The following is a 25,079-nucleotide window of genomic DNA, read 5'->3' on the forward strand; positions in this document are numbered from 1 at the left end:
TGTCTGGGTGCAATCGTCGGCTTCCGGCGCTTCAACTCTCGCTGCGGCTGTATTGCGAGTGCTCGAAGAACAGCACCACGCCGAGCGCGATCAGCAGCGGGATGATCAGGTAGAACAGCCGGAACACCAGGAGCGCCGCCAGTACGCCGACCTGATCCATATGCGACAAGCCGGCAAGGAAGACCACCTCGAACACGCCGAGCCCGCCCGGCGCGTGCGAGATCTGTGCGATCGAGAACGACACCAGGAAGACGCCGAGCACGATGAAATAGCCGGGATTGCCGGTGGCGGGCAGGGCGAAGAAGATGATCGCCGCCGCCGCCAGCAGCTCGATCGGGCCGACCAGCAATTGCCGCGCCACGATCGGCAGCGCCGGATAGTGCAGCTGAAAGCTGCCGATCCTCAGCGGCCTGAGATGCAGCCAGCTGCCGAAGACATAGGCCGCCACCACGAGCAGCATGGCAAGGCCGGCCGCCTGCGCCAGCCGGTGATGCGGCGTGCCGGAAAACCGGTCGATCACCTCAGGCTCGAGCAGCAGCACGATGCCCGAGACGAACAGCGTCGACAGCACGAAGGTGATCCAGCAGATCGCCACCAGAATGCCGACGTCCTGCCCGGTCAGGCCCCTGGTGCCGTAGGCGCGGTAGCGGATCACCGCACCGGAAAACACCGAGCCGCCGATATTGTGCGACAGCGCGTAGGTGGTGAACGAGCAGAAGGTGACGAACAGCCACGAGACTTTCTTGCCGATGTGCAGCAGCGCGATGTGGTCGTAACCGGCGAGCGAGGCATAGGCGACGACCGAGCTCAGCGCCGCCAGCACCCAGCCGCGCGCCGGGATGGCGATTATGCCGGCCCAGACATCATCAAGCGAGATGCCGCGCAATTCGTGCAGCAGCAGCCACAGCGAGAACACCACCGCGGCGATGCCGACGACGGGCCAGAAATAGCGCCTCCAGTTCATGGCATGACGATCATGCGTTGCAGCCCGTACCGTTTTCCGGTTCGCAGCAGGCAAACCGCCCGCGTTGCCGAATGATTTACCCTCCATTTCAGAAATGCCTCATTGAAGCCGGCTATTCAACCGGGAAGGCGCGTTGTGGCGCTCGCGCCTTCTCTTCTCCAAAGGGGAGAAGGGATCACCGACGTCGCCGGCTTTCATGCCGCCGGCAAAATTCGCCGCGAGCACTCTTGGTGATCCGGCCGTGCGCTGATAGTCTGGCGGCAACTTGAACATGTAAAAGCGCCTGCTGCGTCCGGTCTCCGGTTCGCGCGGCGCCGGAAGGAACGACAGTGGAAGACCACGAAGCCGGCGCTGGCGCGCCGGAAGTGGGCGTGTCCAGGGGTTCGCCGACGCCGTCCGGCCAGGCAAGCCCATCCACCGGACGCTACGGCCGTCAGATGCAGCCCCGGTCGGGTAACGGACAGGCTGGCGACACGTCCCACGACCACAAGGGCCAGAACGGCCCGCATCAGAACGGCAAACCCAAGAAGCGGCGCAAGCGGCGGCGCGGGCGCAAGGTTTTCGCACGCGACGAGGCTCGTCCGGGGATAACAGGCACTTCGGTGCCCGTCGCCGGCGGGGCCTCGGCCGCTCGCCCGTCCCAGCCAGCGGCTTCGATCGCGCCGCAGTCCTCGATCGCGCAATCGGCTTCGATCGCGCAATTGCCTCCAACCTCGCCAAGGCCGGGGCAAGGTGCCCGCACACCGCCGCCGCTGCAGGAATTGCCGGTGTTTGCCGCGCTCGATCTCGGCACCAACAATTGCCGCCTGCTGGTCGCGGTGCCGACGCGCCATGGCCAGTTCCGCGTCATCGATGCGTTCTCGCGCATTGTCAGGCTGGGCGAGGGCCTTACCGCCAATGGTCGGCTTGGCGACGCCGCAATGGACCGCGCGGTCGAGGCGCTGAAGATCTGCGGTGACAAATTGCGCAACCGCAAGGTCAGGAAGGCCAGGCTGATCGCCACCGAGGCCTGCCGAACCGCCGCCAACGGCGTCGAGTTCCTCGAGCGCGTCGAGCGCGAGGCCGGCCTGAAGCTCGAGATCATCGACCGCCAGACCGAGGCGCGGCTGGCGGTGTCGGGCTGCGGCTCGCTGGTCGAGCGCGACACGCAAGGCGTCGTGCTGTTCGACATCGGCGGCGGCTCGTCCGAAATCGCGCTGATCGACCTCACCGGTCAGCGCTCGCCAAGGCTTGCCAACCATATCGTCTCGTGGACGTCGCTGCCGGTCGGCGTCGTCTCGCTGGCCGAGCGTTTTGGCGGCCGCACGGTCACGCGCGAGATCTTTGGCGCCATGGTCGAGGATGTCGCAATGCGGCTGCGCGCCTTCGACGAGCGCGACCGGCTGAGCCACCTCCTGTCCAGCCCGAAATTCCATTTGCTCGGCACCTCGGGCACAGTGACGACGCTGGCCGGCGTCCACCTCGATCTCGAACGCTACGACCGCCGCCGCGTCGACGGGCTGTGGATGGATCGCGACAGCGTCGACCGCATGGTCGAAAAGCTGGTCGGCTGGGATTTCCAGCAGCGCGTCGCCAATCCCTGCATCGGCGCCGACCGCGCCGACCTGGTTCTGGCCGGCTGCGCCATATTGGAGGCGATCCGTGCCGTCTGGCCGTCGGAGCGGCTGCGTGTCGCCGACCGTGGCCTGCGCGAGGGCATACTGAGCGAATTGATGGCCGATGACGGCGTCTGGCGGCGAGGCCGGCAATGACCAAGAAACCGGAAAGACCGAGCTCCGCCGGCATTCGCGTGCTGAAGACGAAGATCAAGAAGAAAAGCGGCTTGAAGGAATCGTCGCGCCGCTGGTTGCAGCGCCACATCAACGATCCCTATGTCCAGCGCTCGAAGGCCGACGGCTATCGCTCGCGCGCCGCCTACAAGCTGATCGAGATCGACGACAAGCACCATTTGCTCAAGCCTGGCATGAAGGTGATAGACCTTGGTGCGGCACCCGGCGGCTGGTGCCAGGTCGCCGCCGCGCGTACCAAGTCGACCGCGGAACACCCTAACGTCGTCGGCATCGACTATCTCGAGATGGACGCCGTGCCGGGCGCGCCGGTGCTGCTGATGGATTTCCTCGATCCGCAGGCACCCGAAAAGCTGGCCGAGACGCTGGGCGGCCAGCCGGACATCGTGCTTTCAGACATGGCCGCACCCACCACCGGCCACAAGCGGACCGATCACATCCGCACCATGCATCTTTGCGAGGTGGCGGCCGATTTCGCGCTGTCGGTGCTGAAGCCGGGCGGACATTTCCTCGCCAAGACGTTTCAGGGCGGCGCCGAAAACGAATTGCTGGCCAGGCTGAAGCGGAATTTCCGCTCGGTCCATCACGTCAAGCCGCCGGCCTCACGCGATGAGTCGGTGGAGCTTTATTTGTTGGCGAAGGATTTTAAGGGGTAGCGCCCTTTCCTTCTCCCCTTGTGGGAGAAGGTGGCCTCGCGAAGCGAGGTCGGATGAGGGGTGTTCCAGCTTGGNACCCCTCAACCGTCTCGGCGCTGCGCGCCGATCCACCTTCTCCCACAAGGGGAGAAGGGAAGGGTTCCTCAACTCCCCGGCGGGCTCACCGGCTCCAGCGTCTTCGGCGGCGTCAACCTGCCATGTCCCGACACGGCATTGCCGGCGTCCGGCGCCAGCCGCATGAACGACAGCGAGGCTGCCGCCGACACCGCCGCTACGATGAAGAAGGCGGTGTGGAAGTCGCTCAGCGTCAGCGGGCCGCCATGGATATTGGTCGACACTTCCAGGATGCCGCCGGCCAGCGCCACGCCGAGTGCGATCGCCAACTGCTGGAACACCGCCGTGATCGGCGTGGCCTTGCTGGTGTCGGCGGCCGAAATCTCGGCGTAGGCAAGCGCATTGATGCCGGTGAAGAACATCGACCGGATGAAGCCCCCGGCGAGCAGCATGGCGAGGATCAGCCCATAGGGCGTGTCGGGTGTGAACAGGCCGTTGATGGCGATGGACGCGGCAGCGATGAGCGAGCCTGAAATCACCACCCGGCGGAAGCCGGCGACCCTGAAGATCAGGGCAGTGACGAATTTCATGCCTATGGCGCCGATCGCCGAGACGAAGGTGATCATGCCGGACTGGAACGGCGTCAGCCCGAAACCGATCTGGAACATCAGCGGCAACAGGAAAGGTACGGCACCAATGCCGATGCGGAACAGTCCGCCGCCGAGCACCGACGAGCGGAACACCCGATTGCGAAACAGCTCGAGCGCCAGCAGCGGATTCTTGGCGCGGCGCGCGTGCAGCAGGTAAAGCACCGCCGATGCCAGCCCGACGGCAACGGTGATAAAGCCGGCAACTGGCGGCAGAGCCGGCAGGCTGACCACCGACAGGCCGAACACAATGCCCGATGCCGCCAGCCCGCTCAGCACGAAACCGATGAGATCGAGCGGCGGCGTCTGCGCGGCGTCGGTCTTCGGCAGGAAACGCGTGGCCAGCCAGATGCCGATCAGCCCGATCGGCACATTGATCAGAAAAATCCAGTGCCAGGAAAAATAGGTCGTGATGAAGCCGCCGACCGGCGGGCCGACCAGGGGGCCGACCAGAGCCGGGACAGTCAGCCACGACATGGCGGCAACGAGCTCGCTTTTCGGCGTCGCGCGTACCAGCACCAGACGCCCGACCGGCGTCATCATGGCGCCGCCAATGCCTTGCAGGAAGCGTGACACCACGAAAGCCGGCAACGAATTGGAAATGGCGCACGCGACCGAACCGACGATGAACACGGCGATCGCGGCGCGGAAGACATTCTTGGCGCCGAAGCGGTCGGCCATCCAGCCGCTGATCGGAATGAAGATCGCCAGCGATACCAGATAGGCGGTCAGCGCCAGCTTGAGCGCGATCGGGCTGGTGTGGATGTCGATGGCGATCGCCGGCAACGATGTCGCGATGACGGTCGAATCCATGTTTTCCATGAAAAGAGCGACCGCCAGGATAAGCGGAATGGTGCGGTTCACGATGGATCCGGTCTTGAAATGTGCATCGCTATTGCTTGCCGGCCTTGGGGCCAAACCGACAGGTAGGGCGGTTATCATGGCTGGGCCCGGATGTCGCATTAATTTGCTGTCACGTTTGTGCGACCGCAAGTCTTGCATCACCTGCGGCAAATGCAGCTTTGCCACTACACAACCATCGGCTTTTCAACGGCGACGGGACGTGTTACGAGCCAGCGCCAATCCTGAAAGGGAAGAAGACGAGTCGGCGCTGTCCATCAGGGCGAGCGCCTTTCCTGCATTCCGAGGGCTGGCCATGGTAAAAATCATCGAGACGTCCACCGGCGCATTGGCGCTGACCTTTGACGACGTGCTGCTGCAGCCGGGTCATTCCGAGGTCATGCCCGGCGAGACCGACATCCGCACCCGCATCGCTGGCGACATCGACCTCAACGTGCCGATCCTGTCGGCCGCCATGGACACGGTCACAGAGGCGCGGCTCGCCATCGCCATGGCCCAGGCCGGCGGCATCGGCGTCATCCACCGCAATTTCTCGCCGGCCGAACAGGCCGAGCAGGTACGGCAGGTGAAGAAGTTCGAGTCCGGCATGGTGGTCAACCCCGTCACCATCGGTCCCGAGGCGACGCTTGCCGATGCGCTGGGTCTGATGCGCACCTACAGCATCTCGGGCATCCCGGTGGTCGAGAACGGCGGCACCGGCGGCCACACGGTCGGCCGGCTCGTCGGCATCCTGACCAACCGCGACGTCCGCTTCGCGTCCGACCCGGCGCAAAAGGTCTATGAGCTGATGACCCGCGAGAACCTGATCACGGTCAAGGAGAACGTCGATCAGGACGAGGCCAAGCGGCTGCTCCACCAGCACCGCATCGAGAAGCTGGTTGTGGTCGACCGGGACGGCAATTGCGTCGGGCTGATCACGGTCAAGGACATCGAGAAGTCGCAGCTCAACCCGCACGCCACCAAGGATGCGCAGGGGCGCTTGCGCGCCGCCGCCGCCACCAGCGTCGGCGATGACGGTTTCGAACGGGCCGAGCGCCTCATCGACGCCGGCGTCGACCTTCTGGTGATCGACACCGCGCACGGTCATTCGCAGCGCGTTCTGGATGCGGTGACGCGGGCCAAGAAGCTGTCCAACTCGGTTCGCATCCTGGCCGGCAACGTCGCCACCGCGGAAGGCACCTTGGCGCTGATCGATGCCGGCGCCGACGCGGTCAAGGTCGGCATCGGGCCAGGCTCCATCTGCACCACCCGCATCGTCGCCGGCGTCGGCGTGCCGCAGCTCTCGGCGATCATGTCGGCGGTCGAGACGGCGCAGAAATCCGGCGTTTCGGTCATTGCCGACGGCGGCATCAAATATTCGGGCGATCTCGCCAAGGCACTGGCCGCCGGCGCAAGTGCTGCGATGATCGGCTCGCTGCTGGCCGGCACGGACGAGAGCCCGGGCGAGGTCTATCTGCACCAGGGCCGCTCCTTCAAAGCCTATCGCGGCATGGGCTCGGTCGGCGCGATGGCGCGCGGCTCCGCCGATCGTTATTTCCAGGCCGAGGTGCGCGACACGCTGAAACTGGTCCCGGAAGGCATCGAAGGGCAGGTGCCGTACAAAGGACCTGTGTCTGGCGTGCTGCACCAGCTTGCAGGCGGCCTGAAAGCCGCTATGGGTTATGTCGGTGGCCGCGACCTTGCCGATTTCCGCGAGCGCGCCACTTTTGTGCGGATATCCAATGCCGGACTTCGTGAAAGCCACGCCCATGACGTCACGATTACCCGCGAAAGCCCGAATTATCCTGGCGGAGCCTGACCGTCATGCGTCTTGGCGCAATCTGGCGGCAATGATCCTGCGGCTGTCGCGCCACGCGGCCGCACTCTGTACCGCCACCGTGGCGGTTTTCATCATCATGACGGCGATGGAGTTCCTCTATTTTCGCCAATTGAGCGGCGGTCTGCCGTCGCTCGACATGCGCTATACCGGTTTCACCCCGGATGAGGGCATGGCCTGGCTAACAGCCCTCGGCCGGCGCGGCAGCGAAATTATTCTCGTCTGGCATTACCTGACCTTCGACCTGCTTTTTCCGGCGCTGCTATCGCTGACGATGGTCAGCCTGATCCTGGCCACGGGCCGGCGGCTGAAGAATTTCCGTGCACTGCCTGCGCAAACCCAGTCGATATTCGCGGTTGTGCTGGTGCTGCCCTACCTGCTTACCGACTATGCCCAGAATATCGCCGTGGCTCGTCTTTTGTCCGATTTTCTGTCGGCCAATCCGGATTCACTATCCTTCGCCTCGGCGCTGATCGTCACCAAGTTCGCCCTACTGGCGATACCAGTGACGGTCATTGCGGCTTTCACTCTGATGGCTCAGAAACGGCCTTGAAGGCTGGGTGACAACGACAGGGGGCGTCTTGAACCAGACCGCGATCTTCTGGCCGATGCTGGCGCAGGTGCTGCTGGTCTATATCGTCTATATCGTAATGGGCCGGCGCCGCTATGGTGCGGTCAGGTCGGGCGAAGCCAAGACCGGCCAGTTCAAGACGCGCTCGACGGAGCCTGGGTCCAGTATCACCGTCGCCGACAATCTGAGCAACCAGTTCGAACTGCAGGTGCTTTTCTACGTCTTATGCTTGACGCTGCACGTGACCAATGGCGTCAATTATCTGACCTTGGCTCTGATGTGGATATTTGTCGTCTCCCGCTATCTTCACGCGTCGGTCCACTTGACCAGCAATCGGCTAATCCTGCGCAGCAGGGCATTCTACCTGGGCGCGGTAGTTCTTGCACTTGGCTGGATATGGCTAGCGCTGCATCTGCTCGGCTTGGTCTGAGCAAGCTCAAGGCTACAAATCGAACACAGCGATCTTGCGCTTGTCGAACCTGATGGCGAGTTCACCGCGCACCAGCTTGAGCGCGGCCTCGCCGAAGACGGCGCGCCGCCAGCCTTGCAATGCCGGCACGTCGGCTTCCTCGCCCTCGGCAGCGATGCGGTCGATGTCGTCACTGGAGGCGAGTACCTTGGATGCGACGCCCTCCTTTTCGGCAACGATCCGCAGCAGCACCTTCAGCAACTCCGCCGCGGCGCTTGACCCCTCCGGCGGCTGGAAGCTCTTCGGCAGCTTCGGCATCTCTTCCCTGGGCAGGGCAAGGGCAGCGTTTACCGCGCCAAGCAGTGCCGTCGCCGTCGACGAGCGCTCCCAGCCCTTTGGCGTGGTACGCAGCTTGCTCAGCGCCGCAGCGTCGCGCGGCGCCTGCTGCGCCACTTCGTAGATCGCATCGTCCTTGAGCACCCGGCCGCGCGGCACGTCGCGCTCGCGCGCTTCGCGTTCGCGCCAGGCGGCCACCGCCTGCACGATCGCCAGTTCCTGCGGCTTGCGCAGCCGCATTTTGAGCCGCTTCCAGGCATCCTCGGGATGCGGATCGTAGGTCTCGCGCGAGGTCAGCACGTCCATCTCCTCGTTCAGCCAGTGGGCGCGGTTTTCCCGCACCAGCTCGGCGCTGAGATGCTTGTAGACCTCGATCAGGTGGGTGACGTCGGCGAGCGCGTAGTCGAGCTGCTTTTCGGACAGCGGACGGTGGCGCCAGTCGGTAAAGCGCGAGGACTTGTCGAGCCGCGCTCCGGTGATGCGCTGCACCAGCTGGTCGTAGGAGACGCTGTCGCCGAAGCCGCAGACCATTGCCGCGACCTGGGTGTCGAACACCGGATGCGGCACCAGATCGCCGAGATGCACGATGATTTCGATGTCCTGGCGCGCCGCATGGAAGACTTTGACGATCGCCTCGTTGGCCATCAGCCTGAAGAACGGTTTCAGGTCGATGTCGGGCGACAGCGGATCGATCAGCGCGGTCACCCCGGGCGCTGCCATCTGGATCAGGCACAGGATCGGCCAGAAGGTCGTTTCGCGAATGAATTCGGTATCGACGGTGACGAATTCCGCCTTTTCGAAAGCGGCAATAGCGGTCTCGAGTTCTTTCTGGGTGGTGATGACGTGCATCAAATCGCTTTTGGCAAGGGATAGGGTCTCTTTCAATTTCAGCCGCGCGCCCTTTCGTCAAGCACCAGCACCTCTATCCAGGCTTTGCGGGTTCATCGGGATCGGCATTCCGCTTCGCCAGCCGGGCAAAAACCGTCGAAGTGCGCAACAGCGCCGTAAAACGGCTGCGATGGGTGGCCGGCACGGCGGAGCGCGCCTGCATCCGGTAAAGGATGACGGCCACGAAGATTGCATAGACGGTGGCGCTGAACACGAACAGCGCGCTCGGCCCGAAAAATTGCATCACCGTCGAGGCTGCGAACGGCCCGCCAATGGCGCCGAAGGAATAAAACAGCATCAAGGCAGCGTTGATCAGCACGAACTCGCCCTTGTCGGCGCGGTCGTTGGAATGCGCCGCTGACAACGAATAGAGCGGCATGGCGAAGCAGCCGAAGATGAAGACGAGCAGGAAGTTGAGAAACGGGCTGCCGCCTGCCACGAATGCCAGCGCCAGTGCCGCCACCATCGCACAGCACGTCGTCATCAGCAGCACCGAGCGCCGGTCCCAGCGGTCGGAGAGATAGCCAAGCGGGTATTGGATGATGGCGCCGCCGAAAATGCCGACGCTGACGAAGGTGACGACGTCGGCGACCGACATGCCGATCTGCTCGGCATAGACCGGCGACAGGGTGCGGAAGGCGCTGTTTGTGACGCCGACGGCGATACAGCCGAAGCAGCCGAGCGGCGAGATCCGCCAGACGCGCGCCAAATCGAGCTTGACGTCTTCCGGCGGCGTCGGATTGGAGCGGTCGCCGAGCGAAACCGGCACCAGCGAAACGGTGATCATCATCGACATGATGGCGAAGATGGCAAAGCCGCCGGCGCCAAAGATCGGGATCAGGAACTGGGCGCCCGTCACCGAGCCGATGTCGACCATCCGGTAGATGGCAAGCACCCGCGCCCGGTCGGTGTTGGTGACGCCGGAATTCAGCCAGGCTTCCATGATGGTGAACAGGCCGGCAAAGCAGAACCCGCCGGCAAAGCGCACGGCGCACCACATCACCGGATCGATGACCAGCACCAGAAGCAGCGTTCCCGCCGAGGCGATCGCCGCGAGTGCCGAAAAGGCGCGCACATGGCCGACGGACTTCATGATGCGGGTCACGGCAAGGCAGCCGAGCAGGAAGCCGGCGAAATAGAACGTGCCCATCAGGCCGATCGAGGAAGCGGGAAAACCTTCCTGCGCACCACGCAGCGCAATCAACGTGCTCTGCAGGCCGTTGCCGCCGAGCAGGATGCCGGCGGCGATCAGGAGGGGGATCAGCGGGCGGATGGAGGACATGAAGGAAAGCCTGTCGTTGATCCTTCTTGAACCATCGCCTTCGCCAATGCCAGCGGCAATTCCCGGTGGCGTTGGGGCCAGCCGGGGGCCTTAATGCATGTCGCGCAAAAGTGTGCAGCGGTTTTGCGATAACGACATGCATAAAAACAAGAACCTAAAGCGCGTCGCATGAGGCCGATCGAACGCGACACGCTTTAGGTGCATTACCGAGGGGGAACTTGCGCTACCGCGTGGCGCCGGACCCTCCGTGTTGGGAACCAAGGCGTATCTTTGTAGTTCAGTGCTGGTGGGCGAATACGCGTCTTGTGAGCTGCCGGTGTGCGGAGACGGTGTCAGGCATCGACGTCGTTTCTGCTGCCCGGCCTGAAGCTCCAAAGGGAGGTCCGCCATCATGAAATTTCATTCCGCATTTGCGGCATTTGCCGTGGCCGCAGTTCTGGCTGCCGGGCCGGCGCGGGCTGTCGACCTCGCCATGGTGTCCGGAGATACCGGCAACGGCCAGAGAATCCTTCGCGAGATCCTCGATCAATACGAGAAGAAGACCGGCAACAAGGTTGGCGTCGTTCCGCTGCCTCCCTCGGCGACGGACCAGTTTGGCCAATACCGGCTCTGGCTTGCCGCCGGCAGCAGCGACGTCGACGTCTATCAAACGGACATCATCTGGGCCCCCCAGCTTGCAAGGCAGTTCATCGACCTTACCGAAGCGACCAAGGATGTCGTTGGCGCCCATTTCCCATCGATCATCAAATCGCAGACCGTGGACGGCAAGCTCGTCGCCTTGCCGATATTCACCGACGCCCCGGCGCTCTACTACCGCAAGGATCTCCTCGACAAATACGGCGCCAGGGTCCCGGCCAGCTGGGCTGAACTTGCCGATACCGCCAAGCTTGTCATGGACAAGGAGCGCGCGGCCGGCAACAAGGACATGTGGGGTTTCGTTTTCCAGGGCAACGCCTATGAGGGGCTGACCTGCGATGCACTCGAATGGGTGAAGTCGAACGGCGGCGGCCAGATTATCGAGCCGGACGGCACGATCTCCATCAACAATCCGCAAGCAGCCGCGGCGCTGGAAATGGCGAGGAGCTGGGTGGGAACCATCTCGCCGCCCGGCGTTCTGGCCTACCAGGAAGAAGAGTCGCGCGGAGTCTGGCAGACCGGCAACGCCGTCTTCATGCGCAACTGGCCCTACGCCTACGCGCTTGGCAACAGCGAAAGCTCCCCCATCAAAGGCAAGTTCAAGGTGACCACGCTGCCGCCGGGGTCGGGTGAGGGCGCGCGCCCGGCAGCAACGCTTGGCGGCTGGAATCTCGCGGTTTCCAAATATTCGAAGAACCCGGATGCAGCGATCGAGCTGGTCAAATGGATCGCCTCGCCTCAGATGCAGAAGTACCGCGCCTTGAAGGGGGCATATCTGCCGACCATCCAGGCACTCTATGACGATGCCGACATCGCCAGCGCCCAGCCGGTGATTCCGCGCTGGAAGGAAGTCGTCCTCAACGCGGTGCCGCGTCCCTCGGCCCAGGCCAAGACCAGGTACAATGAGGCATCGAGCGAGTTCTGGACCGCCGTCCACAACACCATGTCCGGCGAGGGCACAGCCGCCGACAACCTTGCCGATCTGGAGTTCTCCTTGACCAGGCTCAAGGGCACCGCCTGGTGACCTCGCCGCGCTCAGGCTCGCTGCTGGCGCGTCAGCGTGTGCGCTCGGCATGGCTGCTGCTTGCTCCGATGCTCATCGTGCTCGCCGCCGTTGCCGCTTGGCCATTGATGCGCACGATCTATTTCGGCTTCACCGATGCCTCGCTCGCCGACCTCGAAGCCCGCCGCTGGGTTGGCTTCGCCAACTATTTCTCCGTCGTGCAAATGCCGAGCGGCCGCGTCGTCTATGACGGGCTGCTCGCCGATCCGGTCTGGTGGCGCGCCGTCTGGAACACGGTGCGCTTCGCGGTGATTTCGGTGACCTGCGAGACGGTGCTCGGCATGATCGTCGCGCTGGTGCTCAACGCCAAGTTTCGCGGCCGCGGCATCGTGCGCGCCGCGATCCTCATCCCTTGGGCGATCCCGACGATCGTCTCGGCGAAAATGTGGCAGTGGATGCTCAACGACCAGTTCGGCATCATCAACGACGTCCTGCTCAAGCTCGGCCTGGTCAGCACCAAGATCGCCTGGACGGCCAGCGCCGACACGGCGATGGTCGCCGTCCTTGTTGTCGACATCTGGAAGGCGACCCCCTTCATGGCGCTTCTCATTCTCGCCGGCCTCCAGATGCTTCCACAAGAAATCTACGAGGTCGCCAAGCTCGACGGCGTCGGCGCGTGGAGAATTTTCTGGAAGATCACCTTGCCGCTCATCCGACCGGCGTTGATGGTGGCCATGATCTTTCGCGGTCTCGATGCCCTGCGCATCTTCGATCTGATCTACGTGCTAACGCCAAACAACATACACACCAAGTCGATGTCGGTGTTTGCCCGCGAGAGCCTGTTTGAGTTCGACAAGTTCGCTTCCGGTTCCGCCGCCTCGACGCTGCTCTTCCTCATCCTCGCTCTGCTGACCATGCTCGTTCTGTGGCTCGGCCGGATAAGACTGGACAAGGACTATTGATCATGTGGGGCTGCTGACCATGTGGATCGTCAAGCGCACGGCTTTCTACCTCCTCGTCGCCGTTATCGTCGTCGTCGCGGTATTCCCATTTTACTACGCCATCATCACCAGCCTGAAATCCGGGACGGCGCTCTTCCAGATCGATTATTGGCCGAAGACGATTACCTTCAGCAATTACAAGACCGTTTTCACCGAGGGGACCTTCCTGCGCAATCTCGTGAACTCGCTGTTCATCTCGAGCGCGGTTGTTGTCATTTCGCTGTTCCTCGGCGTCACCGCCGCCTATGCGCTGGCGCGCATCCGCTTCCGCGGCCGCTCGGCTCTGCTCCTCACTATCCTGTCCGTTTCGATGTTCCCGCAATTGGCGGTGCTTGCCGGTCTTTTCGAGCTGATCCGCACCTTCGGCCTCTACAATTCGCCGTTCGCGCTGATCTTGTCCTACATGATCTTCACCTTGCCGTTCACCGTCTGGGTGCTCACCGCCTTCGTTCGTGACCTGCCGATCGAGGTGGAGGAAGCGGCGATCCTCGATGGCGCCACGCCCTGGATCATCATCAGCCGCGTCTTCCTGCCGCTGATGTGGCCGGCGCTGGCGACCACCGGGCTACTCGCCTTCATCGGTGCTTGGAACGAGTTCCTGTTTGCCCTGACGTTTACCTCCAGCAACGAGCAGCGAACCGTGCCGGTCGCCATCGCCCTGCTCTCCGGCAGCTCTCAATTCGAGATCCCGTGGGGCAACATCATGGCCGCATCGGTGATCGTCACCGTGCCGCTCGTCATCCTTGTCCTGATCTTCCAGCGCAAGATCATCTCCGGCCTCACGGCGGGCGGGGTGAAGGGGTGAGTGCATAGTTGAACTGCCGGCACCGAGCAGCGAACTCAGATTGACGCCTCGAGCATAAATTGATGCCGGTGGGATAGGGCGGGAAGAACGCGAACTCGACCCAGCCGCGGCTTGCCTTGACAAATGCACCCTCCCATGTGCTTTTCGCGCAAATTTTCAGGCTGGGCCATCATGCCTCGGCCGCAACCCAACATCCGGACTTTAAGAATGACAATGCATCGTTACCGCAGCCATACCTGTGCCCAGTTGAGGAAGCTCGACGTCGGCTCGACCGTACGCCTGTCGGGCTGGGTGCATCGCGTGCGCGACCATGGCGGCCTGCTGTTCATCGATTTGCGCGACCATTACGGCCTGACCCAGATCGTTGCCGATCCGGATTCGCCGGCCTTCAAGATTGCCGAGACCCTGCGCGGCGAATGGGTCGTCCGCGTCGACGGCGAGGTCAAGGCGCGCCTCGCCGACACCGTGAATCCCAATTTGCCGACCGGCGAGATCGAAATCTTCGCGCGCGAGATCGAGGTGCTGTCGGCGGCCAAGGAATTGCCGCTGCCGGTCTTCGGCGAGCCGGATTACCCAGAGGACATCCGCCTCAAATACCGCTTTCTCGACCTGCGCCGCGACACGCTGCACAAGAACATCGTCGCGCGGACGAAAATCATCGCCGAGATGCGCAAGCTGATGGGCGACGTGGGCTTCACCGAATTCTCGACGCCGATCCTGACCGCCTCGTCGCCGGAAGGGGCGCGCGACTTCCTGGTGCCGTCGCGCATCCACCCCGGCACTTTCTACGCGCTGCCGCAGGCACCGCAGATATATAAGCAGCTGATCATGGTGTCCGGCTTCGACCGCTACTTCCAGATTGCGCCCTGCTTCCGCGACGAGGACCCGCGCGCCGACCGTCTGCCGGGTGAATTCTACCAGCTCGACGTGGAGATGAGCTTCGTCGAGCAGGAGGATGTGTTCACCACCATGGAGCCGGTGATGCGGGGGGTGTTCGAGACCTTTGCCGCCGGCAAGCCGGTGACGGAGAAGTTTCCGCGCATCGCCTATGATGTCGCCATGCGCAAATACGGCACCGACAAGCCGGACCTGCGCAACCCGATCGAGATGCAGGCCGTCTCGGATCATTTTCGCGACTCTGGCTTCAAGGTATTTGCCAACATCCTTGCCAACGATCCGAAGGCCGAGGTCTGGGCCATTCCGGCCAAGACCGGCGGGTCTCGCGCCTTCTGCGACCGCATGAACTCATGGGCGCAAGGCGAGGGCCAGCCCGGCCTCGGCTACATCTTCTGGCGCAAGGAGGGCGAGAAGCTTGAAGGCGCCGGGCCGCTGGCCAAGAACATCGGCGAGGAGCGCACCGACGCGATCCGACAACAACTCGGCCTTGCCGATGGCGATGCCGCCTTCTTCGTCGCCGGCGATCCGAAGAAGTTCGTCTCCTTCGCGGGAGCGGCGCGCACCCGCGCCGGCGAGGAGCTCAACCTTGTCGACCGTGATCGCTTCGAATTGTGCTGGATCGTCGACTTCCCGTTCTTCGAATGGAACGAGGAGGAGAAGAAGATCGACTTCGCGCACAATCCGTTCTCGATGCCGCAAGGCGGCATCGATGCGCTTAACGGCGAGGATCTGCTCGGCATCAAGGCGTTCCAGTACGACATGGTCTGCAATGGTTTCGAGATCGCCTCAGGCGGCATCCGCAACCATCTGCCCGAAACCATGGTCAAGGCGTTCGAGACGGTCGGACTGGACCGCGCAACCGTCGAGGAACGATTCGGCGGCCTTTACCGTGCTTTCCAGTATGGCGCGCCGCCGCATGGCGGCATGGCGGCCGGCATCGACCGTGTCGTCATGCTTCTGGTCGGCGCCAGGAACCTGCGCGAAGTGACCATGTTCCCGATGAACCAGCAGGCCTACGACCTATTGATGAGCGCGCCGTCGGAAGCCAGCCCGCAGCAGCTTCGCGAATTGTCGCTGCGCGTCGTTGCGACGAAGAAAGAGGTTTAGGAAACGCTCCGAACCGGTCCTGTGGATTCATAAAAAAGCCCGGCATCGCTGCCGGGCTTTTGCTTGAAAGCTCGGTCAGTTTTCGTTCGCCGTAACCGTCACGCCGAGCGTTTTCGGCAGGTCGAGCGGGTTGGACATGGCGCCCGCCATGATCAGCGCGAACGGCACCGCTGCCGGCGGCTCGGCCGAGACCTCGATGCTTTGCGGGTCGTCGAGGAATTTGTTGACCGCGGCCGAAACCTGCGCGGTCAGTTCCGGATTGTTGAGCTGCGCCATGCCGAAGGGCACGATCGCCTTGGCCTGGTTGGCGATGTCCTTGCCGGACATGCCTTGCTGCTTGCCGGCATAATCGAGCACCTTTTTGGTCAGGGAATCGTCATCGAAGCGGATCGAGGCGCTGTTGAACGAAAGCTGCTGCAGCAGCCCGAGCATGGCCATGCCTTGCGCCGAATTGTCGGCGCCTTCGGCCTGCGCCGCCATCTTCTTCTGCATCTCCTGCAGTGATTTGATGACGTCCAGCGTGTAGCCGCCGAGTTCGAAGGTCATGCCGAGCGTGCCGGCATTGTCGACCGATATTTCGTATTTCGACAAGTCCATCCTGCCGTCGGTAGGCTGCCAGGTGCCTTCCATCTCAAGATTGCCTGTTATGTTCTGGTAGCCGAGCGCGTTGATGACTTCCTTGGACTTCGGATCTTCGACCAGGGTCAGGTCGGCAGCGAATTTTTCCGTAGTGCCGGAGAACTCCATTGCCTTGCCGTCGGCCGGCGGCGTGATCGCGATGGCAAGCCCGTCCATCGAGAAGGCAGTCTTGTCGGCGACCTTGACGGTCATGTTTTCGAGCTCGGCCGATTTGTACATCATCAGCGAGCCCAGCGGGCCGCTTGCGCCGTCGGCCGGAACCGTCATGTCGTGGATGACGAAGGGGCTGAGATTGAGCGTGACGCCATCTTCGCTGTGTTCGAACGGCGAAGTCGATACGGTCGCGATTTGATACCCGCCATTGGCTTCGGTCACGCCTTCGAGCTTGACGTCGCCGATCTTGAGCGCCTCCTTTTCGGCCGCCGGTTTGACGGCTACGCCTTGCAGAACCATGCTGGAGGTGTCGCCGGTCACTCCGGTCCAGGAGAGGTCGACGCCCTGGGCGGCGAGGGCAGCCTTCAGCCGGTCGGCAACCGCGGTATCCTGCGCGAATGCCGCATTCAGCGGCAACGTCAGCAAAAAGGTCGAAAAAGCCAGTCTTTTAATAAGTGTCGAGTGTCTGATCGTCATCGAGAGCTCCCCTGAGAGTGTCCTGAAATTCTTTTCAAATCGTCGCGTCGTCACCATTCGGTGACGAACTGGACCGGAAAAAGGCGGGCCTCGGCACAATGGTCGAAAATCGCGGCCAAAGGCAAACCCGATCCATCAGCCTTGCGATAGAAGCAGGATGTAACGGGTTGATGTTGGCCGGCGTCGTGACGCTTCCAATTCCTGTTGCATAATGGATGTCGCGCAAAAGTGTGCAGCGGGTTTTGCGATAACGGCATGTATCAAAACAAGGACCTAAAGCGTCGCATGGTGCCGGTCGAATGCGACTCGCTTTAGGAGGATGCATACCGGTGCCTCTTGCCGCGAATCACCCGCTCGGCTAGTGCCAGCCCATGGGAAAAAGGCTTTTGCCGCCCGAGAGTGGCGGCGGCGACAATATCGAGCCGGTCGATCTGAAGAAGGCGCTGGAAGAGCGCTATCTCGCCTACGCGCTGTCGACCATCATGCACCGGGCACTGCCAGACGTGCGCGACGGGCTGAAGCCGGTGCATCGTCGCATCATGCATGCCATGCGTCTGTTGCGGCTCAACCCCGACCAGGGCTTTGCCAAATGCGCCCGCATCGTCGGCGAGGTGATGGGCAAATTCCATCCGCATGGCGACCAGTCGATCTACGACGCGTTGGTGCGGTTGGCGCAGGATTTTTCGATGCGCTACCCGCTGGTCGACGGGCAGGGCAATTTCGGCAATATCGACGGCGATAACGCCGCCGCCATGCGCTACACCGAAGCGCGCATGACCGAAGTGTCGACGCTGCTGCTGGAAGGCATCACCGAGGACGCCGTCGATTTCCGCCCGACCTACAACGAGGAAGACGAGGAGCCGGCCGTGCTGCCCGGCGCCTTCCCGAACCTGCTCGCCAACGGCTCGTCCGGCATCGCCGTCGGCATGGCGACCTCGATTCCGCCGCACAATGCGGCCGAGCTCTGCGACGCCGCGCTTCACCTGATCGATCATCCGGATGCGCCCGTCACCAAGCTGATGGATTTCGTGCAAGGTCCGGATTTCCCGACCGGCGGCATCATCGTCGACAGCCGAGCCTCGATCCTCGAAGCCTACGAAACGGGTCGCGGCGGTTTCCGCGTCAGGGCGAAATGGAGCCAGGAGGACCAGGGGAGGGGCACCTGGAACATAGTCGTCACCGAAATCCCCTACGGCGTCCAGAAGGCCCGGCTGATCGAAAAGATCGCCGAGCTCTTGATGGCGCGCAAGCTTCCGTTGCTCGAGGATATCCGCGACGAGAGCGCCGAGGACATCCGCGTCGTGCTGGTGCCGAAGAGCCGCTCGGTCGATCCCGGCATCATGATGGAATCGCTGTTCAAGCTGACCGAGCTCGAAAGCCGCTTTCCGCTCAACATGAACGTGTTGTCGCGCGGCAAGGTGCCGAACGTGCTGTCACTGAAAGGCGTGCTCAAGGAGTGGCTTGAGCACCGCCGCGACGTCTTGATCCGCCGCTCCAAGCACCGTCTCGGCGAGATCGAGAGGCGGCTGGAGATCCTCGCCGGCTATCTGATCGCCTACCTCAACATCGACGAGGTGATCAGGATCATCCGCGAGGAGGACGAGCCCAAGCAGGTGATGATGGCCCGCTGGTCACTCACCGACACCCAGGCCGAAGCCATCCTCAACATGCGGCTGAGGGCGCTGCGCAAGCTCGAGGAATTCGAAATCCGCGAGGAATTCAATGGCCTGACCGGCGAGAAGAAGCAGATCGAGGCACTGCTTGCGTCCGACGCCAAGCAGTGGGCGACGATCAAGTGGGAAGTCGCCAACGTTCGCCAGAAATACGGGCCCGACACCGAGATCGGCAAGCGCCGCACCGAGTTCGCCGACGCACCCGAGCATGACCTGACCGATATCGCCCATGCCATGATCGAGCGCGAGCCGGTCACTGTCGTCGTTTCGGAAAAGGGCTGGCTGAGGGCCATGAAAGGTCATCTGACCGATTATTCGACCCTGACTTTCAAGGAAGGCGACAGCCTCAAGCTCGCCTTCCATGCCCAGACGACCGACAAGGTGTTGGTCTTCACCACCGGCGGCAAGTTCTACACGATCGGCGCCGACCGGCTGCCGGGTGGGCGCGGCCATGGCGAGCCGATCCGCATCATCGTCGACATGGACAACGACCAGGACATCGTCACCGCCTTCATCCACGATCCCAAGCGCAAGCTGCTGCTGGTTTCGCATGACGGCAACGGGTTCGTCGTGCCGGAAGAGGAGGTCGTCGCCAACACCCGCAAAGGTAAGCAGGTGATGAACGTCAAGGCGCCCGACGAGGCCCAGCGCTGCGTGACTGTCGCCGGCGACCACCTCGCCATTGTCGGCGAGAACCGCAAGATGCTGGTGTTCCCGCTGGCCGATATCCCGCAGATGGGACGCGGCAAGGGCGTGCGCCTGCAGAAATACAAGGATGGCGGTGTCCTCGACCTCAAGACCTTCACGCTCGCAAGCGGCCTGTCCTGGCAGGATTCGGCAGACCGCACCTTCACCAAATCGCGTGACGAGCTTGCCGAATGGATCGGCGCCCGCGCCTCGGCCGGCCGCATGGTGCCGAAGGGCTTTCCGCGCACGGGCAAGTTCGGGTGAAGCGGTAATCTCCCCCCTTGAGGGGGAGATGGCCGGCAGGCCAGAGGGGGTCCTCGCGCATGAAGCGCCAGCCTCCTTTGTTCGTGGTAAGGTCGCGTCAGGACGTCCCGACCCCCCCTCTGTCGCCTTCGGCGACATCTCCCCCTCAAGGGGGGAGATTAGCAGCTCCACCCAAACATTTGGAATGTCGTCACGATTGCTGCACTATATCAGGGCATAAGCGATACGATCGGCCAGGGAGAGGTAGCCGCTTGAAGGAAGTCAGGATCCAGAAGCCGGAGCGGCAGCAGCGTCTGTTTGGCCTGTCGATGCCGCTCAGGGCCGCTGTCATTCCGCCGCTGTCGGCGGCGCGCTGGCTGCTGGTGCTGATCGTTGCCGCCGGCGTTTATTTCTTCCACGGCTTCCTGTTTCCGGTCCTTGCCGCCCTGGTGATCGCCTTCGCCAGCTGGCCGCTCTATCGGCGGCTGCTCGCCGGCGTCGGCGGCAACCGCACCATCGCTGCGACGCTTGCGATCTTGTTCATCCTGACCTTCCTGGTTGTGCCGATCGCGCTTGCCGGCACCTACGCCATCAATGAGGTGCGCGAGTGGGTCAACTGGGCGATCGAGACCAACCGCTACGGTGCGCCGACGCCGCACTGGATCGCCACCATGCCCGTGGTGGGCGAATGGCTCAATGAACAATGGACGGTCAACGTTGGCCACCCCGGCGGTATCGGCGAACTGATCCAGCTGATCAGTGGCGCCAATATCGGCAGCATCTATCGCGGCGTGCTTGCCGCCGGCGGCAGCGCCTTCGGCCTTTTGCTGACGCTGCTATTCATGATGATCGCGCTGTTCTTCGCCTATCGCGACGGCGAGCATTTCGCCGGACAGGTCGATCGCCTCGGCGAACGCATCCTGCCGGCCAGATGGGAACGGATCTCACGCGTGGTGCCTGCGACAATCTCCTCGACGGTGACCGGCATGACCGTTATCGCCATCGGCGAAGGGCTGGTGCTGGGTATCGCTTACTGGTTGGCCGGCGTGCCGTCGCCGGTGACGCTCGGCGCGCTGACCGGCATCATGGCGCTGATCCCCGGCGGCGCACCGCTGTCCTTCACGCTGGTGTCGATCTATCTCGCCGCCAGCGGCTCGCCGATGGCGGGGCTGGCGCTGTTCATCTGGGGCGCGGTCGAACTCTTCATCGTCGACAAGACATTGCGCCCGAAGCTGGTCGGCGGGCCGATAAAGCTGCCCTTCCTGCCAACCTTTTTCGGCCTGATTGGCGGCGTCAAGACAATGGGCTTTCTCGGCCTGTTCATCGGCCCGGTGCTGATGGCCCTGCTGGTCGCAATCTGGCGCGAATGGCTGCGCGAAGTGGAACTGACCGATGATCTCGCTGCCGCCGAACCGGCGGAGCACGATGACGCGCCGCCGCAGATCGAAATTGTCGCCGGACGCGCCGCCGCGAAAAAGAATCAGGCCGGGTGACTGACGGCGAACGTGGCGCGGCGCTTGCGCCCCTCGTGCAACTGCCAGAGCGAATGGCCGATCAAGGTCATGATGAGGATCGCGCCGCCGATCAGGCTGTTGCGCGACGGTGTTTCGGCGAAGATCATCCATACCCAGACCGGCGCCAGCACGGTTTCAAGCAGGTAGAACATCGCCACCTCCGGCCCGGAGATGTATTTCGGGCCGTTGGCGAGGCAGAAGAACGAGATCGGCATGATGACGGCACCGTTGAAGACGATCCACCATGGCGCGTTGACGTGAAAACCCACCTTGGAAACCATCAGGGTGGCGACGGCCAGCGGCAGGACCACTCCGATCAGCGCCGTGAAACCCATATCCTTGCCGCTGGCGCGCGAGATGGTGATGGCCGCGGCGATCATGAAAGCCGAGCATAGCGCCATCAGGTCGCCGAAGAGATGTCCGGTTCCAACGGAATCGCCGACAATGATCGTCACGCCGACGATCATCAGTGCCAGCGCTGCAAGCGTCAGGGGCCGTGGCCTCTCCTTCAGGAACAGCCATGACAAAAGGGCCGCGAACATGGTTGTGAACGCCAGGATGAAAACGAGGTTGGCTGTCGAGGTATTGTAGACACCGGTGATGAAGGCGATCGAGCCGAGCCCGTAGAGGCCGGCAACGATGAGCCCTGACCAGCCCGGCACAAGCTGCGGTGCCTTTGCGCTCAGCGAGCGCCAGGCGGCCCAGATGATAAGCGTGGCGACGAAGGTCGTGCCGGTGCGCAACAGCAGGATCGTCCACGCCTCGCCGTCGGCGAGCCGGATCAGCGGAATGTCGACGGTCAGCGTCAGCCCGCCGATGGCGGTGATCAGAAGGCCTCTCTGGTGGTCGTTGTGGGAAGACATGCGGCAATTCTCGCGTAGGCTTGGAGGCGCAAAATTGACCCGCCCGGTTTTCCAGCCGATCGGCCGGAAGCCCAGCGGCATCCTCCTCGAAACAATTTAAGAGTGAATACCGAAAGCGAAGATCAGCGCAAAACCGCTTCGTGATTGTAGCGTTCCCAGCCTTTCGGGCCGAGATGCTCCTGCGGCTGGAAGCGCATCTTATAATTCATCTTGCGCGAGCCGTTGACCCAGTAACCCAGGTAGACATGGGGCAGGCCCATCGCCCTGGCGCGGGCGATGTGGTCGAGGATCATGAAGGTGCCGAGCGAACGGTCCTCGAAGTCCGGATTGAAGTAGGAATAGACCATCGACAGGCCATCGGCCATCTTGTCGGTAAGCGCCACGGCGATCAGCTCGCCCTGGCCCTTGCCGGTGATGAAGCTGTCAGGTCCGCGGCGACGGTATTCGATGACCTTGGTGTCGACATGGGTATCCTCGACCATCATGGCGTAGTCGAGCACGGTCATGTCTGACATGCCGCCACGGCGGTGGCGGGCGTCGAGATAGCTGCGGAACAGCGAATACTGTTCGGTGGAGGGTTCGGCGTCGTGCATGGCGCCGACCAGATCCGAATTATGCTGTATGACCCGTTTCAAGTTGCGGCTGGCGGTGAATTCCTGCGCCAGGATGCGCACCGACACACAGGCGCGGCAGGTCTCGCAGGCCGGCCTGTAGGCGATGTTCTGCGACCGCCTGAAACCGCCCTGCGTCAACAGATCGTTCATCTCGGGGGCCTTGTCGCCGACCAGGTGTGTGAACACCTTGCGCTCGAACTGGCCCTCGAGATAGGGACATGGCGAGGGCGCGGTCAGAAAGAACTGCGGCGACTGGGTCGGGTGCTGCGTCATCGAGCCTTGGAAACACTCCTGCGAATCGCTCTACCTTTGGCGCGGACGCCGAAAAATTCAACAGGATTGTGAAAGCCTGGTTGATTGGACGTCTTCACATTCGTGCGCAAAGGCTGCGGCCGCGCTTCAAAAGTCTGCTCAGCGGCCGCTGCGGCTGACGACGGTGCCGAGCAGCAGGTCGTGCAGCGTGCGCTTGCGGTCGGAAAACAGGCTCACCAGCAGGACCAGCGGCGAAAGGATGACATTGCCGGCCCAAAACAGCACCGAATGCACGACGGCGGTCAGCCCGTCGATGCGGCTGCCGTCGAGTCGGTCGAGCCGGATGCCCATCATCTTCATGCCGGTGGTGGCCTGGTCTTTACTGCCGAGCGTGTTCCAGATGTAGAGGATGGCGACGGCCGGCACGAGAATGGAAAACAGCATCCAGCCGAGGCCGAGCGTCAACAGCCCAAACAGGAACACCAGGATCGCGAATGGAATGGTGAGCAGCGCGACGATGAAATAGTCGATGACGAAAGCGAGAATGCGCCGCGTGCGCACGCCCTCATAGGCGCGGACATCTTCGAGCCTGCTGGTGATGATTTCGCCGTCGAGAACGCGAGCGTTCATGTCATTTCCTCGTAATCGAACCCGAGTTAAGCATGGGGCCGCTTCTTGGTGAAATGGTGAATGTTCGCGGCGGAATCAAGATCGAGCCTTTCGCCGCCGTGTAGATGGCGACGGAGCGCCTGGGGCCGTCTGACTTGTTGAATTCATGGCGCGGATAGCGTTAGTTTGCTGCGGCGCACAAAGCGCGCCGAGCCGAGGGGACGGGGCGACATGGACTACGACATGCTGGTCATCGGCAGCGGCCCATCCGGGCGCCGCGCCGCGGTGCAGTCGGCCAAGCTCGGCAAGTCGGTGCTGGTGGTCGACAGGGGCCGGCGTCTCGGCGGCGTTTCGGTGCATACCGGCACCATACCGTCGAAGACGTTGCGCGAGACGGTGCTCAACCTCTCCGGCTGGCGTGAGCGCGGCTTTTATGGGCGCGGCTACCGCGTCAAGCAGGACATTTCGGTCGGCGATCTGGTCGAGCGCCTGCACAAGACGCTCGACCATGAGGTCGAGGTGCTGCAGCACCAGTTCATGCGCAACACGGTCAAGAGTGCGCGCGCCGCCGTAAAATTCCTCGGCCCCAACAAGGTCAGCCTGACCACCGACACCGGCGACTACAGCGAGGTTGGCTTCGCCCATGCGCTGATCGCGGTCGGCACCCGGCCGCACCGGCCGCGCGACGTGCCGTTCGACAAGACACGGATCTTCGACAGCGACGAGATGCTGGAGCTCGACCGGCTACCGCGCACGCTGACGGTGATCGGCGCCGGCGTCATCGGCGTCGAATATGCGACAATCTTTTCGGCACTCGACGTTCCGGTGACACTGGTCGAGCCGCGCAACACGATGTTGGATTTCGTCGACCGCGAGATCGTCGACGACTTCATCCATCAGATGCGCGACCGCGGCATGACCATCCGCTTGGGCAGTGCCGTCAAGGAGATCGCCTCGAAACCCGATTACGCCGAGGTGACGCTAGCCGACGGCCGCACCATACGGTCCGAGATCGTGCTCTACGCTGCAGGGCGTACCGGCAATGTCGGCAGCCTCGGGTTGGAAGCGGTCGGCATCGAGGCTGATTCGCGAGGCCGCATCAAGGTCGATCCGCAGACCTTCCAGACCAGCGCGCCCAACATCTATGCCGCCGGCGATGTCATCGGCTTTCCGAGCCTGGCATCGACCTCGATGGAGCAGGGCAGGGTGGCCGCCTGCCATGCCTTCGGCGTGCCCTTGCCGCCGCCGCCCGAAACCTTTCCCTACGGCATCTACGCCGTGCCGGAAATCTCCACGGTCGGGCAATCCGAGGAGCAGGTGCGTGAGAGTGGTGCCGCCTACGAGGTCGGCGTGGCGCGGTTCCGCGAGACATCGCGCGGCCACATCATGGGCGTCAACACCGGCTTCCTGAAGCTTCTGTTCTCGATCGAAACACGCCGTCTGCTCGGCGCCCATATTGTCGGCGAGGGCGCGACCGAACTCATCCACATTGGCCAGGCGGTCATCAATCTCGGCGGCACCGTCGACTTCTTCGTCAACAACACCTTCAACTATCCGACGCTGGCCGAAGCCTACAAGATCGCCGGGCTGGACGCCTGGAACCGCATGGGGCGGGCGTAGACCATGATCCCGAAT

At 63.0% G+C, this 25,079-nt stretch carries 21 protein-coding genes; 12 read left to right on the forward strand and 9 right to left on the reverse strand.

Features of this window, described 5'->3' with window-relative positions:
- Positions 1-31: 31 nt before the first annotated feature.
- On the reverse strand, positions 32-964 hold the full coding sequence (locus X773_RS42875; protein ID WP_023674447.1) for a lysylphosphatidylglycerol synthase domain-containing protein: 933 nt from the start codon (positions 962-964) through the stop codon (positions 32-34).
- A 99-nt stretch (positions 965-1,063) separates the two neighbouring features.
- Positions 1,064-1,237, reverse strand: coding sequence for a hypothetical protein (locus X773_RS76170; protein ID WP_156937264.1), 174 nt, complete (start codon positions 1,235-1,237; stop codon positions 1,064-1,066).
- A 56-nt stretch (positions 1,238-1,293) separates the two neighbouring features.
- On the opposite strand from X773_RS76170, the gene X773_RS42880 reads away from it, so the two are divergent.
- Both X773_RS42880 and X773_RS42885 read left to right on the forward strand, forming a co-directional pair.
- On the forward strand, positions 1,294-2,715 hold the full coding sequence (locus X773_RS42880) for a Ppx/GppA phosphatase family protein (protein ID WP_023674448.1): 1,422 nt from the start codon (positions 1,294-1,296) through the stop codon (positions 2,713-2,715).
- Positions 2,712-3,407, forward strand: a complete 696-nt coding sequence (locus X773_RS42885) for an RlmE family RNA methyltransferase (protein ID WP_023674449.1) — start codon at positions 2,712-2,714, stop codon at positions 3,405-3,407. The genes X773_RS42880 and X773_RS42885 overlap by 4 nt, the downstream gene beginning before the upstream one ends.
- A 143-nt stretch (positions 3,408-3,550) precedes the next feature.
- Here the strand turns inward: X773_RS42885 and X773_RS42890 are convergent, their stop codons facing one another.
- The gene (locus X773_RS42890) at positions 3,551-4,972 is read right to left on the reverse strand and encodes an MFS transporter (RefSeq protein ID WP_023674450.1); all 1,422 of its coding nucleotides are present in this window, start codon (positions 4,970-4,972) and stop codon (positions 3,551-3,553) included.
- 292 nt (positions 4,973-5,264) lie between these two features.
- On the opposite strand from X773_RS42890, the gene guaB reads away from it, so the two are divergent.
- Genes guaB through X773_RS42905 form a run of 3 tightly spaced genes read left to right on the forward strand, consistent with a single transcriptional unit; the run spans position 5,265 to position 7,786 of the window.
- Positions 5,265-6,767 carry an IMP dehydrogenase gene (gene guaB / locus X773_RS42895; protein ID WP_023674451.1) on the forward strand — a complete coding sequence of 501 codons (1,503 nt, stop codon included), beginning with the start codon at positions 5,265-5,267 and terminating at the stop codon, positions 6,765-6,767.
- A gap of 31 nt (positions 6,768-6,798) precedes the next feature.
- Positions 6,799-7,338, forward strand: coding sequence for a hypothetical protein (locus X773_RS42900; RefSeq protein ID WP_031211165.1), 540 nt, complete (start codon positions 6,799-6,801; stop codon positions 7,336-7,338).
- 28 nt (positions 7,339-7,366) lie between these two features.
- Entirely contained in the window at positions 7,367-7,786 is a 420-nt protein-coding gene (locus X773_RS42905; RefSeq protein ID WP_023674453.1) for an MAPEG family protein, read from the forward strand.
- Between the two features lie 12 nt (positions 7,787-7,798).
- On the opposite strand, the gene rnd is transcribed toward X773_RS42905, so the two are convergent.
- Both rnd and X773_RS42915 read right to left on the reverse strand, forming a co-directional pair.
- Positions 7,799-8,950, reverse strand: a complete 1,152-nt coding sequence (rnd, locus tag X773_RS42910; RefSeq protein ID WP_023674454.1) for a ribonuclease D — start codon at positions 8,948-8,950, stop codon at positions 7,799-7,801.
- A gap of 73 nt (positions 8,951-9,023) precedes the next feature.
- A complete protein-coding gene (locus X773_RS42915) occupies positions 9,024-10,271 on the reverse strand; it encodes an MFS transporter (RefSeq protein WP_023674455.1) in 1,248 nt (415 codons plus the stop codon).
- A 391-nt stretch (positions 10,272-10,662) separates the two neighbouring features.
- Here X773_RS42915 and X773_RS42920 point away from each other — a divergent pair, with 391 nt between their 5' ends.
- The 4 genes from X773_RS42920 (at position 10,663) to aspS (ending at position 15,720) form a co-directional block, all read left to right on the forward strand.
- Positions 10,663-11,931, forward strand: a complete 1,269-nt coding sequence (locus X773_RS42920) for an ABC transporter substrate-binding protein (RefSeq protein ID WP_023674456.1) — start codon at positions 10,663-10,665, stop codon at positions 11,929-11,931.
- A 68-nt stretch (positions 11,932-11,999) separates the two neighbouring features.
- Positions 12,000-12,872 (forward strand): sugar ABC transporter permease, encoded by an 873-nt coding sequence (locus X773_RS42925; protein WP_156937283.1) that lies wholly within the window; start codon positions 12,000-12,002, stop codon positions 12,870-12,872.
- A gap of 19 nt (positions 12,873-12,891) precedes the next feature.
- Positions 12,892-13,716 (forward strand): carbohydrate ABC transporter permease, encoded by an 825-nt coding sequence (locus X773_RS42930; RefSeq protein ID WP_023674458.1) that lies wholly within the window; start codon positions 12,892-12,894, stop codon positions 13,714-13,716.
- Positions 13,717-13,929: 213 nt separating this feature from the next.
- Positions 13,930-15,720, forward strand: a complete 1,791-nt coding sequence (gene aspS / locus X773_RS42935) for an aspartate--tRNA ligase (protein WP_023674459.1) — start codon at positions 13,930-13,932, stop codon at positions 15,718-15,720.
- Positions 15,721-15,795: 75 nt separating this feature from the next.
- On the opposite strand, the gene X773_RS42940 is transcribed toward aspS, so the two are convergent.
- Positions 15,796-16,989: a hypothetical protein gene (locus X773_RS42940; RefSeq protein ID WP_023674460.1), complete on the reverse strand. Its 1,194-nt coding sequence runs from the start codon at positions 16,987-16,989 to the stop codon at positions 15,796-15,798.
- Positions 16,990-17,360: 371 nt separating this feature from the next.
- On the opposite strand from X773_RS42940, the gene parC reads away from it, so the two are divergent.
- Both parC and X773_RS42950 read left to right on the forward strand, forming a co-directional pair.
- Positions 17,361-19,613, forward strand: coding sequence for a DNA topoisomerase IV subunit A (parC, locus tag X773_RS42945; protein ID WP_023674461.1), 2,253 nt, complete (start codon positions 17,361-17,363; stop codon positions 19,611-19,613).
- A 308-nt stretch (positions 19,614-19,921) separates the two neighbouring features.
- On the forward strand, positions 19,922-21,085 hold the full coding sequence (locus X773_RS42950) for an AI-2E family transporter (protein WP_245274624.1): 1,164 nt from the start codon (positions 19,922-19,924) through the stop codon (positions 21,083-21,085).
- Here X773_RS42950 and X773_RS42955 read toward each other — a convergent pair.
- From X773_RS42955 to X773_RS42965, 3 genes are all read right to left on the reverse strand, one after another.
- Positions 21,073-21,969: a DMT family transporter gene (locus X773_RS42955; protein ID WP_023674463.1), complete on the reverse strand. Its 897-nt coding sequence runs from the start codon at positions 21,967-21,969 to the stop codon at positions 21,073-21,075. The genes X773_RS42950 and X773_RS42955 overlap by 13 nt on opposite strands.
- Before the next feature lie 122 nt (positions 21,970-22,091).
- Positions 22,092-22,856, reverse strand: coding sequence for an arginyltransferase (locus X773_RS42960; protein WP_023674464.1), 765 nt, complete (start codon positions 22,854-22,856; stop codon positions 22,092-22,094).
- Between the two features lie 138 nt (positions 22,857-22,994).
- Complete coding sequence (locus X773_RS42965) at positions 22,995-23,465, reverse strand: RDD family protein (RefSeq protein WP_023674465.1); 471 nt, start codon at positions 23,463-23,465, stop codon at positions 22,995-22,997.
- A gap of 210 nt (positions 23,466-23,675) precedes the next feature.
- Here X773_RS42965 and sthA point away from each other — a divergent pair, with 210 nt between their 5' ends.
- Positions 23,676-25,064 (forward strand): Si-specific NAD(P)(+) transhydrogenase, encoded by a 1,389-nt coding sequence (gene sthA / locus X773_RS42970; RefSeq protein ID WP_023674466.1) that lies wholly within the window; start codon positions 23,676-23,678, stop codon positions 25,062-25,064.
- Positions 25,065-25,079: the final 15 nt, after the last annotated feature.

Source organism: Mesorhizobium sp. LSJC280B00 (assembly GCF_000502835.1).
GTDB lineage: Bacteria > Pseudomonadota > Alphaproteobacteria > Rhizobiales > Rhizobiaceae > Mesorhizobium.

What these genes read in the sequence shown, in the direction of transcription:
- X773_RS42875 (WP_023674447.1), bottom strand. Translation starts at nt 964, where the DNA reads ATGAACTGGAGGCGCTATTTCTGGCCCGTCGTCGGCATCGCCGCGGTG.
- X773_RS76170 (WP_156937264.1), bottom strand. Translation starts at nt 1,237, where the DNA reads ATGTTCAAGTTGCCGCCAGACTATCAGCGCACGGCCGGATCACCAAGA.
- X773_RS42885 (WP_023674449.1), top strand. Translation starts at nt 2,712, where the DNA reads ATGACCAAGAAACCGGAAAGACCGAGCTCCGCCGGCATTCGCGTGCTG.
- guaB (WP_023674451.1), top strand. Translation starts at nt 5,265, where the DNA reads ATGGTAAAAATCATCGAGACGTCCACCGGCGCATTGGCGCTGACCTTT.
- X773_RS42900 (WP_031211165.1), top strand. Translation starts at nt 6,799, where the DNA reads ATGATCCTGCGGCTGTCGCGCCACGCGGCCGCACTCTGTACCGCCACC.
- rnd (WP_023674454.1), bottom strand. Translation starts at nt 8,950, where the DNA reads ATGCACGTCATCACCACCCAGAAAGAACTCGAGACCGCTATTGCCGCT.
- X773_RS42915 (WP_023674455.1), bottom strand. Translation starts at nt 10,271, where the DNA reads ATGTCCTCCATCCGCCCGCTGATCCCCCTCCTGATCGCCGCCGGCATC.
- X773_RS42920 (WP_023674456.1), top strand. Translation starts at nt 10,663, where the DNA reads ATGAAATTTCATTCCGCATTTGCGGCATTTGCCGTGGCCGCAGTTCTG.
- X773_RS42925 (WP_156937283.1), top strand. Translation starts at nt 12,000, where the DNA reads ATGCTCATCGTGCTCGCCGCCGTTGCCGCTTGGCCATTGATGCGCACG.
- X773_RS42930 (WP_023674458.1), top strand. Translation starts at nt 12,892, where the DNA reads ATGTGGATCGTCAAGCGCACGGCTTTCTACCTCCTCGTCGCCGTTATC.
- aspS (WP_023674459.1), top strand. Translation starts at nt 13,930, where the DNA reads ATGCATCGTTACCGCAGCCATACCTGTGCCCAGTTGAGGAAGCTCGAC.
- X773_RS42940 (WP_023674460.1), bottom strand. Translation starts at nt 16,989, where the DNA reads ATGACGATCAGACACTCGACACTTATTAAAAGACTGGCTTTTTCGACC.
- parC (WP_023674461.1), top strand. Translation starts at nt 17,361, where the DNA reads ATGGGAAAAAGGCTTTTGCCGCCCGAGAGTGGCGGCGGCGACAATATC.
- X773_RS42950 (WP_245274624.1), top strand. Translation starts at nt 19,922, where the DNA reads ATGCCGCTCAGGGCCGCTGTCATTCCGCCGCTGTCGGCGGCGCGCTGG.
- X773_RS42955 (WP_023674463.1), bottom strand. Translation starts at nt 21,969, where the DNA reads ATGTCTTCCCACAACGACCACCAGAGAGGCCTTCTGATCACCGCCATC.
- X773_RS42960 (WP_023674464.1), bottom strand. Translation starts at nt 22,856, where the DNA reads ATGACGCAGCACCCGACCCAGTCGCCGCAGTTCTTTCTGACCGCGCCC.
- X773_RS42965 (WP_023674465.1), bottom strand. Translation starts at nt 23,465, where the DNA reads ATGAACGCTCGCGTTCTCGACGGCGAAATCATCACCAGCAGGCTCGAA.
- sthA (WP_023674466.1), top strand. Translation starts at nt 23,676, where the DNA reads ATGGACTACGACATGCTGGTCATCGGCAGCGGCCCATCCGGGCGCCGC.